The 11,982-nt window shown below is 39.8% G+C and carries 12 protein-coding genes; all 12 read right to left on the reverse strand.

Annotated features, from left to right (window positions below):
• Positions 1 to 414 precede the first annotated feature (414 nt).
• The 12 genes from I4V44_RS18595 to I4V44_RS13925 all read right to left on the reverse strand — a co-directional run bounded on the left by I4V44_RS18595 (position 415) and on the right by I4V44_RS13925 (position 11,870).
• Entirely contained in the window at positions 415 to 534 is a 120-nt protein-coding gene (locus tag I4V44_RS18595; RefSeq protein ID WP_420314762.1) for a DUF6783 domain-containing protein, read from the reverse strand.
• A gap of 461 nt (positions 535 to 995) precedes the next feature.
• Complete coding sequence (locus I4V44_RS13875) at positions 996 to 1,220, reverse strand: acyl carrier protein (RefSeq protein WP_008708237.1); 225 nt, start codon at positions 1,218 to 1,220, stop codon at positions 996 to 998.
• Positions 1,221 to 1,287: 67 nt separating this feature from the next.
• Positions 1,288 to 2,487, reverse strand: a complete 1,200-nt coding sequence (locus I4V44_RS13880) for a diaminopimelate decarboxylase family protein (RefSeq protein WP_196002861.1) — start codon at positions 2,485 to 2,487, stop codon at positions 1,288 to 1,290.
• Positions 2,484 to 4,004, reverse strand: coding sequence for an amino acid adenylation domain-containing protein (locus tag I4V44_RS13885; protein WP_025580631.1), 1,521 nt, complete (start codon positions 4,002 to 4,004; stop codon positions 2,484 to 2,486). Before I4V44_RS13885 ends, I4V44_RS13880 begins: the two co-directional genes overlap by 4 nt.
• A 185-nt stretch (positions 4,005 to 4,189) precedes the next feature.
• Positions 4,190 to 5,170, reverse strand: a complete 981-nt coding sequence (locus I4V44_RS13890; RefSeq protein ID WP_120062272.1) for a hypothetical protein — start codon at positions 5,168 to 5,170, stop codon at positions 4,190 to 4,192.
• On the reverse strand, positions 5,157 to 6,668 hold the full coding sequence (locus I4V44_RS13895) for an MBOAT family O-acyltransferase (RefSeq protein WP_118587979.1): 1,512 nt from the start codon (positions 6,666 to 6,668) through the stop codon (positions 5,157 to 5,159). Before I4V44_RS13895 ends, I4V44_RS13890 begins: the two co-directional genes overlap by 14 nt.
• Before the next feature lie 140 nt (positions 6,669 to 6,808).
• The gene (locus I4V44_RS13900) at positions 6,809 to 7,756 is read right to left on the reverse strand and encodes a hypothetical protein (RefSeq protein ID WP_243097799.1); all 948 of its coding nucleotides are present in this window, start codon (positions 7,754 to 7,756) and stop codon (positions 6,809 to 6,811) included.
• 115 nt (positions 7,757 to 7,871) lie between these two features.
• Entirely contained in the window at positions 7,872 to 8,660 is a 789-nt protein-coding gene (locus I4V44_RS13905) for a transglutaminase domain-containing protein (RefSeq protein WP_118587983.1), read from the reverse strand.
• A gap of 97 nt (positions 8,661 to 8,757) precedes the next feature.
• The gene (locus I4V44_RS13910) at positions 8,758 to 9,426 is read right to left on the reverse strand and encodes a hypothetical protein (protein WP_118587985.1); all 669 of its coding nucleotides are present in this window, start codon (positions 9,424 to 9,426) and stop codon (positions 8,758 to 8,760) included.
• 17 nt (positions 9,427 to 9,443) lie between these two features.
• A complete protein-coding gene (locus I4V44_RS13915; RefSeq protein WP_243097798.1) occupies positions 9,444 to 10,430 on the reverse strand; it encodes a hypothetical protein in 987 nt (328 codons plus the stop codon).
• Positions 10,431 to 10,866: 436 nt separating this feature from the next.
• The gene (locus I4V44_RS13920; protein ID WP_243097797.1) at positions 10,867 to 11,520 is read right to left on the reverse strand and encodes an HAD family hydrolase; all 654 of its coding nucleotides are present in this window, start codon (positions 11,518 to 11,520) and stop codon (positions 10,867 to 10,869) included.
• A complete protein-coding gene (locus I4V44_RS13925) occupies positions 11,520 to 11,870 on the reverse strand; it encodes an Hpt domain-containing protein (RefSeq protein ID WP_025580620.1) in 351 nt (116 codons plus the stop codon). Before I4V44_RS13925 ends, I4V44_RS13920 begins: the two co-directional genes overlap by 1 nt.
• Positions 11,871 to 11,982: the final 112 nt, after the last annotated feature.

Below are 11,982 nucleotides of genomic sequence, written 5' to 3' on the forward strand. Positions count from 1 at the left end.
CGTTTTACTGTTTTTTGGTTTATTCAACCGTTCTTAAAAATGTAAAGAATTTTCGAGAATCGTATGTGTTTCACTGTTTAGTTATCAAGGTTGTCTGTCTTGCGACAGCTTGTTTACTTTATCACATCTCTTTTTCTTTGTCAAGAACTTTTTTCAAGTTTTTTCAAAGTTTTTCGAACTCTTCCGAATTTCCGAACTGTTCTTCTGATCTGTGATTGTCGGCTCTGTTCAAGCGACTTGATTACTTTAACACGTTTGTTTCAAGTTGTCAAGCACTTTTTTAAATTTCTTTTTTCTTTCAGAAATCTATCTGAATTGTTTTTATCTAATAAACAATTATTTCCGACAACTCATCTAATATAACACCGAAAAGCCACAATGTCAACAGTTAATTTCATAATTTGACAAACTTTTTTATTTCTGCCTTACTACGGCAACCGAATTCGGGCAAAATATACCGCAAAGTGGGGCGTACACATTGTGGAAATGATTTTTTAAACACACTCCTGGATTCATCCAGTCCACATCAAACATTCATCCCATCCGACACCTGGATTCTATCCATCCACCTTCATCCTCCCCCGCCCTGCACACAGCACTCACATACCATATATACACAACGCCCCAGCTTTTCCGTCCCCTTCATACTATATAAGAAACTTTTCTATTCCACAAAACTAACAGATCACCATTCCTCTTCTCCCTCAGCCGCCCAGTCACAGCCAACTGCCAGCAAAGCCCAATAATTCCTATCGAGCGACATTTGCAGGATCTTTAGAAAATCTTAGCCCCGCAAGATCAGCGTTATTCGCAGATCACTCACTGTCTGAGCGCAGCGAGTTTGAGTTATCTGCGAATGCTTTTAGCTGATCTTGCGGGGCTTAGCTTTTCTTAAGGTCCGAAACCGAGCCGATAGGAATTATTGGGCTTTGCGTCCCCCTTTTAACTGATTTTATGAGAACTACTATAATCCCTGTCTGCTTTGTATAAATAAATCAACCTTTCAGTCTGCACACCATATCCCACAGTGCTTTTGCAGAGTTAAAATTCTCCGGGATAATATCTGCAGGAGTGATAGTAATGTCATAAGTATCCTGCAATTCACTCACAATAGACAGGATTGCAAAGGAATCAAGGATTCCATCGTCAATCAAAGTATCACAGTTTTCAAAGTCTGCATCCGGCTGGATCTCTTCCAGTAATTCAATTAATTCTTCCATTTTTTCATATCTCCTTATTTTTTGTTTTTTCAGCAATTCCATTATTTTTCGGTATTGCCATGGTCTTTTATTTCTCTGAATTTAAAAGATCTGTATGTACACCATCCCGCACCATGCGCAGTCCCTCTCCCTCTGTCCAGAAATAGATTCTCGGAAGAGGACGGCTCAGGAATAAATAGATTCCTTCTGTAACGGAATAAGCACCTACCCGTTCAAATACCAGTATATCATGAAGCTGCGGTTTGTGAAGTGGAAATCGCTTTACGACCACATCGCTGACCGTACAGAGTGCACCGCAAAGATTCCAGGATTCTTCTTCTCCCCCGGTCTTCTCATTACCATCTGTATCAAGCTGTGTACAGTATGGCTGCTTCATAGCCATTGCCTGACCATAATAATTCAGGTGATTGATCCCACCGTCCATGATCACATATGGCTGCTCTTTATTCACCTTCATATCCACGATTGATGTCACATAATATCCACAGGCTGCTGCCAGAAATCTTCCCATCTCAAGAACAACCTTACCCTTGAAATTAAGACTTTCCAGAAGTGCTCTGAACTCACTCAGAATATTCTCCACGTCCTCGCTCTTATCCTTCTTAAAATATGGGACAAAAAATCCCGGACCATACTCAAGCACCTGTGCTTCAAATCCACTCTCAGATTTCAGCTCCCCGATAAATTCATCCAGATGCTCCAGCTCTGTTTTCATCTGACTGAGATCTTTCTTCTGAGTTCCGGAATAAAACTGAAGTCCCTCTATCTCAACCCCCGGATAATCTGTTCTGTCAGAAATGATTTTCCTGATATCTGCTTCATCTACGCCAAACTGATTTCCGCTTGTCACGCGGATCAACACCGTAATCTTCATGCCAAGTCTCACTGCAGTATCATTCAGAATCTGTAAATGCTGCAAAGACTCTACAGTATACACTCCCTTTCCTCCATATGTAGAAAGTACATATTCCATATCTTCAGGGTTCTTATACACACCCGAAAGAACAATTCTCTCCATCGGCACACCAACACGCTCACAAATTCGAAATTCACCCGGTGAGCACACTTCAAATGTAGGAACCACATCCATCATGGGTCCTGTAAGAAAAGGGTTTGCTTTCATAGCATAACATAACTGTGCGCTCTCTCCAAGACAGCTCTGCACTTTTTTTACAAATTCCTTCATCTTATCCAGGTCAAAAACATAAGCTGGAGTTGGAGTATGTTCTTTCTTAATCAGTTCTTTTATAAATCCATAGGAACTCATTTCTTTTCCTCCTGATACATAGCTGTAAGAGCTTTTCTGTCAATCTTTCCATTCTTTGTAAGAGGCATGCTCTCCACCTGGCGGAATACATTCGGAACCATAAAAGCAGGTACATACTGCCCCAACGCTTTTGCCAGCGGTCTTCTCTCAATATCTCCTTCATAAAAAGCTACGATCTTGCTCTTAACTGTATCAAAAATACAGCAGCTTCTCACAATCTCCGGAACCTTATCCATAGCAGCTTCGATTTCTCCAAGCTCAATACGATGTCCCATATGCTTAATCTGGAAATCCTTACGTGTTGCAAAGCACAACTCACCACGTTCATTATAATAAGCAAGATCACCGGTTCTGTACATTGGCTCCAGATATCTGTCATTCAGTGGATTCTGAACAAAGACCTTCGCAGTCTGTTCTCTGTTTTTGTAATATCCCAGTGCAAGTGCACTTCCTGTTACACAGAGTTCACCATTTTTATTTTTCTCTGTGATCAGCTTGTCTTCTTCATCCAGAAGGAATACTTTTTCATTTGGAAATGCCTTGCCCATAGGAAGTACATCTCCAGGCTGGAACTCCCTGTCTACAATATAATACGTACAATTACATGTGATCTCAGTTGGTCCATAAATATTTACATACATAACATCCGGCAGATATTTTCTCCAGATATTCAGATGTTTCACAGGCATAGCCTCTCCTGAGAAAAGAATCTTCTTAATCTTATCCGGAACTTTATATTCAAATCCGTTCAAAGTTGAGATAATACACAGCGCAGATACCGCCCACACCAGCGTGGTCACTTCCCTCTCGATCAGATAGTCAATCAACTTCATCGGGAAAGAGAATAGCTGCTTCGGAATAATCTGGACAGTTGCTCCTGTCTTCAGTCCGGAATAAATATCTTTAACAGATACATCAAAATCCCAGGGTGCCTGATTTCCCATCACATCTTTATCTGTAATATCAAAAAGCTCTGTAAAACAATCGATAAAATCAAGCACCGAACGATGACCTACCACTACTCCCTTGGGAACGCCTGTTGACCCGGAAGTAAAAATTCCATACAGCGGGTCCACATCCAATGCCTGTTCTCTGATCTCATTCAGCACAGCTTCATTCTCCTGCTCAGCTGCAAGATCCGGAGCCATCAGAACCTTTCCTTTGAACTCCAGCTTCTCCAAATCCTTCAGATATTTCTCAGATGTAACGATCACATCACTGTCCAGAATTCCAAGGATCTGCTGAAGTCTGCTCGCCGGCTGTTTTGTATCCATCAGTACATAAAAGCATCCTGCATAAACAGCGCCCATGAAAACCCCGATGGTTTCTACGCTCTTCTCCATAAATACAGGCACCGGATTTCTCGGTGTGAAATGTTTCGCAAGTGCAGTTCCTGTTCTGCGTGCAGTCTGCTCCAGTTCCTTAAATGTGCAGGATGTATGTTCATCTGCAAAAGCTGTCTTATCCGGATATTTCCGTGCGGATTCTTCAAGATATTCCAGAATACTTGTCTTCATATGTAATTCCTCCCCTCTGTACTTCACAAGGTTTTTTATTCATTTTACTACTGTCTGTCCTATTTTCACAATATCAACAAGTAAATATTTACAATTAAAGCAGGATACTTATTCGATTCAAACTAAATCTGGTAAGTTCCTGCTTCAATTACCAGTAACGATAATCAGTAGTTACTATTAACTGATCAATTTTTCTGTCCAGTGCTCTCTAAAACTTGTGCCAGCACTTCAGAGTATTCTTTTGCAGCATCCCCATTCATATGTCCGTCATAATCTGTATATGCTTTCAGGTCATGTGTAAATGCCTTAAAATACTGCGTATTAAAGTTAAGATACTCTACGCCCTGTTCTTCAAAGAACTGCCCGAAATATTTCCATGCTGCATTATAACTGTCACTGTAATCCTTCAGAGTATTTATTGGAATTGGCGTAGTTACTGCAACAAACTCTATATCATTTTCCTTGCAGAATGTGATCAGCTTCTTCAGATATTCCATGTTCTCTTCGTTTACCTTACCCTCTTCATAGAGCTTAGGTTCTGATTTCTTAAGCTTTGTCACATCCACCGGATATCTCTCAATAAATCCACTTTCATGATATTCCTGAGAATCACTCTTCAGATGAGATACGTCATAATCACCCGTTACTTTCTGCGTAAATGTATCTTTGACTTTCGGCAATTCATAGCTGAGAGAATATTCATACCATGGGAAAAGCACAGTACGGAAATTACATTTCGCAATAGAATTCCAGAAATATTCCACCTTTGCTTTTGAAAATGGAAACTCATGATAAAAAAGCAGGTAGTTATTTCCTTCTTCCTTTTCAGATACAAAATATCCCGGGTCAACCTCATAGATAATTCTCTTCGGATTCTGTTTCTCTTTGATCAGTTTAGTCAGATAATACGCATCGATTCCATACTCGCCGCCAACGCAAAGATTATGTCCACTGCGTCCGGTAACTTCCTGCATCACCTCCGGATCAATATCCATCTTTCCATGGGAAGTTCCCACGATAATGTCATCAAACTGCTGTGTCACAACTGCATGCACATCATTTCTCATAAATGTACATGGATAAAGTGCCAGGTCAAGTGCTACCAGAAGAGCCACACACACGACCAATACCAGGAACGTTTTTAAAACTTTCTTAAAATTGTGCATAAATAAATCCTCTCGCTACTGCTGTTGATCCAAAGAATCCGATGGATGCCAGCAGACAAAAATAAATTGCTACAGTAATTGGCAGACTCAGTCCTGCAAGTGATTCTCTTATCTTCATGCCACGTTCCTGAAGGACACTTACAATAAACAGAATGATGCAGCCTGCTACCAGGATTGCCAGCGCATAAGGGGTAAAAGCAGTTCCTTCTTTACCGGCCGGGATCAGCAGTAACTGTGACGGTGCAAACTTTGTGACAGAAAGCTTCATCATATGAAAAGCCTGTCCTACTGTGTCCGCTCTGTCAAAAAACCAACTGATATTTACAAGGATAAAAGTACGGATGATCATAAATACATGATACCAGTTCTCTTTTCCAGTGATGTTGAATTTCTTTTTCCAGTTTCTGTAATGCTCTGCCATAAGTCCGCTGAAAGCAATGATAATACCATTGTACATACCGTATACAATGTACTTCCAGGCAGCACCATGCCATACACCAACAACGAAGAATACGATCAGATTCGCCAGACAGATTGGTAATGTACGTCCGGTCTTTTTGCCAAATACCTTCTTGCCCCATTTGCCAAATTTTCCCATCCACTTGGATAATGTCACAGGATAGAACACATAATCCTTCATCCAGGTACCAAGAGTAATGTGCCAGCGGTGCCAGAAATCTGTAATGGAAATGGAGAAGAACGGACGCTTGAAGTTCTCATCCAGCTCAATTCCAAACATAGACGCAATACCAATTACCACATCCATACCACCGGAAAAATCTGCATATAGCTGAACTGTGTAAAATAATACACCAAAGATTGCCAGTCCGCTGTACTGATCCGGATTGTCGAAAATCGCATCTACAAACACTGCTGCCCAGTCCGCCAGGATCATCTTCTTAAAAAATCCCCAGAGAATGCGCTCAAAGCCTCTGGTAATATTCTTACCTTCGAATTTATGAGGTTCATAAAGCTGATGTGCCAAACGACTGTATCTTCCGATTGGTCCCTGCAGAATCTGTGGAAAGAAAGAAACAAACAATGCATATTTTACAGGATTCCTCTCCGCATCACATCTCTTCCAGTACACATCCAGAAGATATCCGGAGGATTGGAAAGTGTAAAACGATATTCCCAATGGAAGCAGGATTTCCATTCCTCTTAAATTCATATGAAACAAAGCATTGAGGTTCTCAATCATAAAATTTGTATACTTTATCACTCCAAGCATACCAAAATTCAATATTAATCCAAGCACCAGAAAATTTCTTGCACTTTTGTGGCTTCCACCTGCCTCTGCCTTTTCAACTGCAAGTGCAATCCCCCAGGTAACCAATGTGGAAAACAGGATAAAGCCCACGTAACGGACGCCACCTGCCAGATAATATATATAGCTGAAACATAACAAAACCAGCCACTGAAATTTGTGCGGCACAATATAATAAACAAGCACACTCACCGCCACAAACAGTAAAAACAAGTTTGAAACTAATGACATGATCTTTCTCCCTAAATATGTACAATTCTTCAGTTGTACTTATAATAAGGGCACTGCACTATGTTATTTCCTCAGATAATGCAGTGCCCTGTTTTATTATACTTTTTAATGCATTTTCCCTTTACAACTGCTGAATCTGATTAATTTAATAACCCATCATCCAGACATCCGTCTCCACCGTCATCGGAACCACTATCATCAGAACCATCATAATCACCGGAATCATCATTACCATAATCATAATCATTACTGTAATCATAGTCATTATTGTAATCATAATCATTGCTGTAATCATAGTCATTGCTGTAATCACTACTGTTATCATAACTCTGAGTTGTTTCAGAAGCTGCCTGTGTAGCTGCCTCAGTTGGCTTCGGAGCTAATGCTTTCTCTGTTTCCAGAGTATTGTATTCTTTCTTCTGGCTGATACTGTCAAATACCAGATATGCTACTTCACCTTCCAACTTAAGTTCTGCTTCCTCTGTATCGCCAAATGGGAAAGTATGGATCTCAGCGGTTGTTCCATCCTCGAAAGTTAACTGAATGTTATATTTCGGGATTTCCTTCTCAGCATCATCCTTATCTTCGTCTTCTGCTTTTTCATCTGTTTTGGCATCTTCTGTTTTTGTTTCTTCAGTATCTGTGGTCTCTTTTGTATCATTTGAAGAATCCTTGTTTTCCTCATCTGCTTTATCTTTAGCACTCGGATCAAACCAGAGAACTCTTTCCTCATCTGCTTCGAACTTATCTTCTTCTTTCAGGAAATTATCCGGATATTCTTCGTCTTTTTCATTCTTAACAGTAACACCTGTGATAACTTTACCTGTAAGATTTTTCAGCTTTACAGAAAAAACACCTTCTGTGTCCTCTTCCGGTTTCTCACCAATTGTCTTTAAATCTTCTTTCTCTTCATCAGCTTTATCTGCATCTTCTGCTACATCTTTATCTTCAGATTCTGTGGCATCCTTATCCGCATCTTCTGAAGTTTCTGTTTTTGCTGTAGTATCTGCTGCCATAGCTGCCTGGCTGAATACAAGGCTGCTTCCAAGTGCTGCCATCATAAATGCTGTTACAACTTTTTTCTTCATTGTCTTTAAATCCTTTCTGGTCATTCTTTATAGTTCTTGTTTGCCTTACTGTTAAACAGATAAAATCATTCACTTCGTTACTTGCTCGTAACCAAAGTCAAAAACATTTCAATGCTTAGTTAACTCTCTTATAATTTACATATTTCAGAGTACGTTTCGCACCATATGTAAGTTTATAACCATTCAGTTTGTATTCCTTCTGGAAATTCGGATCATACACATAAGTTTTCTTTTTACCATTCACCTTCTGATCTATTTCAACCCACGCATGTGCTCCCTTCTTACCACCGGATTTCTGGAAATATCCTTTTACATAATGAGCATCATATCCTGCGACTTTAGCCATCCAGTAGAAAGTAGCTGCCATTACATAACAATCGCCACTGCCTGTTTTAAATCCATATAAACCATATTCTGTAGGTGTTTTTTTAGAAACCTTTACATTGCCTGCATACTGCAGAGAAACAGACCAGTTGAATGCCTTCTTCAGATTTCCTTTACACTTCTGAAGTCGGACTGCGGCCATTGTTTCAACTGTTGACAGCTTTGTTGCCTGTCCATTCTTTTTGATCTTATAATATGTTTTTGAATTGACCTTATAATACGGTTTATTAGTTACAAGCTTTCCGGTTTTATCAAAACAATAAGTGTATTTACCAATCTTCTTTACCTTATTTGTAATCTTCTCACCATTTACATAGTAATATTTAACTCCATCAACAGTTTCCCATCCTTCCTTCTTCTCCGGAAGTGGTGTCGGAGTTACATCTGGTGTCTCAACTGTACTATCAGTTGTTCCATCCACATAATTAACGATCGTTGACTGTTCTGCCATAGCCGGCATGGCAGGTGTAAGTGCCATTACTGAGCTAAGTAATAATGCTGTAATTTTTTTCTTGTTCATCACTCTGTTCCTTTCTTTTTTGTTAACTTACTATCTACAAATTGCTTCAGCTGCTTTATAATTTTTCACAGCCGAAGCAACCGATTAACCTGGATAATTATCGTCTTACCGTGATACTCGCAACAACTTCTGCGCTGCTTCCTTTTCCTGTAGGACGCACAACATTTAACTGTACATAATCGTATGTGTAGGTGACATCCTTGCCGTTTCCATCAAGCATACAGGTATTGCCCTTACTTATTGTACATTTTTTATATTTTCCCAGAACCTTCTTAATCTTTGACGCATTGTTCTGTTTTGCCAGAGTAGATGTTGCCGCATATTTTCTGTATAAAGACGTCTTCTTTTTATCTACGGCTCCTGTTTTTGGATTAAAGTAATACAGCTTCGGAATCTCATACATGCTGACACTTCCTACACGTATTCCCTTTACTGTATGACCACTTACATCAAACCCATAGTACTTACCATCAATCTTCTTCAGCAGAATACCATACTTACCAACCATATCCTGATCAGCCTGATAAGCAGCTCCGTTTTTTCCGAAATAATAACGGAAACCCTTTGCTGTTACTCCCCACTGCTGAGTAACCTTTTGGTTATTCTCATCATATCCATATCTCTTTCCTGTCTTTTTGTCCAGTTTTACCTTAACAGTCTGCGGTCCTGCCGCCTGTACTGTCACTGTTTCTGCTACAACAGCCAACGGTGTCAGCATAAGAAGCATACAAAGCACAACTGCAAGGAATCTCTTTGTTTTCTTCATTCTCCATACTCCTTTTCTTAAAATTTAATTTTATGTTCTATTGTATATGCAGGACGTGTAGCTGCGCCAAACAACGTTCCGTACATATTATCATAATAGAGCCCGTTAATCATAACAAAACTGTGTCCATCCGGAATTGTAATAACATAGGGTTCGTATCCCAGTTCCTTCGCGATTGCAGCCACACTGCTGGCAATTCCATAACAGTTTCCTGTAAGACCGTTCTGGAACATCTGAAGGGAATATTTATAAACCCAGTCTTTTGTCTTAAACTCCTGAGGTGTAGGATCCATGTATCCTACAAAGTTTGTATAGGCCATAATATAATAAAAGCAGGAACGGAATTTTTCATAATTACTTGCATTGGCATTACTGTGACGTGCAATAAAGTTCCTCGCTGCAAGCTTGCATCTCGCCTGTGTCAGATTTGAAGCATATCCGTTCTTATTAAATTTAATTCCACCTACTGTCTCATTTGTTGCGCATTTACCGTTCTTATATACATAGTACATTTTTCCATTTAGTTCATTCCATCCGGCAACAGCTCTTCCTTTTGCATCAACGAAATATTTGACGCCATTAACCTTTACAACTGCCTTCTTCCCCGGGGCCACTCTCCGGGCATATTTATCAAACACATAGTAAACACCTTTTACTTTATAATATCCATCATGAGCTGCAACTCCATTGGATTTAAACCAGTAGTATTTACCATTAATCTTTTTCCATTTATTTCTGACTGGTTTATTATTTACGTAATAGCGATATACTTTCCCTTCCTTCAACAGTCCATTTTTAGGCACGGGTGTTGGTTTCGGTGTTGATGTCGGTAATGGCAGTTCCGGTGTTACCTCCGGTGAAGGTGTTATTGTAACTGTCGGCTCACTTCCACCCTCCTGTGACAGGTCAGCCGCATAAGCACTTCCTGCTCCAGATGTAAGTGCTGCCGTCAGCATCATCGCTGTGAGTGTAACCTTCAGTGCTGTAAATCTTTTCCTCTTCATTTTCTATTCCTCCTGAGAAATTTTGCTCGAAGTTTCCTCCCTTCCTTTTGAAATATACTCTTCAGAGTACATTTGAATTTTATATTACAATTATAGTATATTGAAGAGTTCATTTCAATTAATACGACGACTTTTTATACAAAAACTTCCAGTTTTTTATAATCAACCTTTCACAAGATTCCACCACTTTTTTCTCTGTCTTTGTACAATTCTTCCATTGGCGCTAACTCCCTTTCAAGATATATCATAGTCCTGTGTGGAATCTTTACCTGTCCGCATATGCAGCTACTTTCCATAACGGAATCGTTGATCTTCACCAGATTCTTATGATCAAAGGAATTAATAATAATCTGCCAATGACACGCTGATACTAATTTACTAACAACTTACTAAAAAAAGAGGCTTCGTTACCACAAAGTTTAACGAAACCTCTTTTTTATATTGCCAAACATATATTCTCAATCGCCGCATCCATCCTGTCACAGTAACAGTCGCAGACTTCTTTCATTTTGGAAATATTCTTCCTGTTTTCTTCATCATAGACACCAATAACCACAAATCCTGCTTTTTTTGCAGTTTCCGCTGCGTGAAGCGCATCCTCAAATACAAGTGTCTCATTCGGTTCTGCCTGCATAGATTCTGCTGCCTTCAGGTAGATCAACGGTTCATCTTTTCCTGCACCTGTTTCTGTACAGGTGTAAATCTGCTCAAAATAATCCAGAATCCCGTTTCTCGCAAGTGCTGCTTCTGTCAGTTCCCGGTTTCCAGATGTTGCAACTGTCATCTGTATATTTCTCTCTTTAAACCATTCCAGAGTTTTCTTCACTCCTGGTTTCAACGGTGCTTCAAACCGGTAAAAATCACTTACAATTTTCAGAACCTCTTCTATAATCTGTGAAATGGACTTATCCAACTGATATTTTTCTTTCATCCAGGCGGCTCCCTGCTCCAGACTCATGGTGTGCAGAGCAGCCCGGAGATTTTTCTCCGCTGTGATATTCTGACTCGTAAGATAACGTTCTCCAATATCCTCCCACACAGACATAGAATCCAGCAGCGTTCCATCTACATCAAAAATCGCTGCCTTCATCAGTCTTCCATCATATGAATCGCATCTACTGTATTATTGTACTGCTCTTCCACTTTTGCCAGAAGTTCTTCACAGCCTTCAGTATCTCTTCCTCTGAGCTTCTCTGTAATATCAAAGCTTGCCTTATACAGATTATCAAATCCAAGGTTCTGGCATACACCTTTTAAGGTATGAGCTGCACGAAAAGCTTCTTCCCCATTTTTCTGTACCAGATTATCCTTCAGACTCCGGAAACTTCCATCATCCAGAAATTTCTTTGCAAATTTCTTAATAAGAACCTCACTTCTCAGTCTTCCAAGTACACCTTCATAATCTGCACCCATCTGTTCATAACATTCTTTTACTGTCATATTTTTCTCCTCTTTATCCCCATCTGCACTGTTAAACCTGCGTTTTCGCAATGATATTATTATATCACGCCATATAGCTGTTCTCAAGTGCTCTTTCACAAAAGCACCTTAG

It is taken from the genome of Blautia sp. 1001283B150304_161114_C9, assembly GCF_015668165.1.
GTDB lineage: Bacteria > Bacillota > Clostridia > Lachnospirales > Lachnospiraceae > Blautia_A > Blautia_A wexlerae.

Excerpts from the sequence above, each read along its gene's own strand:
- I4V44_RS18595 (WP_420314762.1), bottom strand. The coding sequence starts at position 534 with ATGTTTGATGTGGACTGGATGAATCCAGGAGTGTGTTTAAAAAATCAT.
- I4V44_RS13875 (WP_008708237.1), bottom strand. The coding sequence starts at position 1,220 with ATGGAAGAATTAATTGAATTACTGGAAGAGATCCAGCCGGATGCAGAC.
- I4V44_RS13880 (WP_196002861.1), bottom strand. The coding sequence starts at position 2,487 with ATGAGTTCCTATGGATTTATAAAAGAACTGATTAAGAAAGAACATACT.
- I4V44_RS13885 (WP_025580631.1), bottom strand. The coding sequence starts at position 4,004 with ATGAAGACAAGTATTCTGGAATATCTTGAAGAATCCGCACGGAAATAT.
- I4V44_RS13890 (WP_120062272.1), bottom strand. The coding sequence starts at position 5,170 with ATGCACAATTTTAAGAAAGTTTTAAAAACGTTCCTGGTATTGGTCGTG.
- I4V44_RS13895 (WP_118587979.1), bottom strand. The coding sequence starts at position 6,668 with ATGTCATTAGTTTCAAACTTGTTTTTACTGTTTGTGGCGGTGAGTGTG.
- I4V44_RS13900 (WP_243097799.1), bottom strand. The coding sequence starts at position 7,756 with ATGAAGAAAAAAGTTGTAACAGCATTTATGATGGCAGCACTTGGAAGC.
- I4V44_RS13905 (WP_118587983.1), bottom strand. The coding sequence starts at position 8,660 with ATGAACAAGAAAAAAATTACAGCATTATTACTTAGCTCAGTAATGGCA.
- I4V44_RS13910 (WP_118587985.1), bottom strand. The coding sequence starts at position 9,426 with ATGAAGAAAACAAAGAGATTCCTTGCAGTTGTGCTTTGTATGCTTCTT.
- I4V44_RS13915 (WP_243097798.1), bottom strand. The coding sequence starts at position 10,430 with ATGAAGAGGAAAAGATTTACAGCACTGAAGGTTACACTCACAGCGATG.
- I4V44_RS13920 (WP_243097797.1), bottom strand. The coding sequence starts at position 11,520 with ATGAAGGCAGCGATTTTTGATGTAGATGGAACGCTGCTGGATTCTATG.
- I4V44_RS13925 (WP_025580620.1), bottom strand. The coding sequence starts at position 11,870 with ATGACAGTAAAAGAATGTTATGAACAGATGGGTGCAGATTATGAAGGT.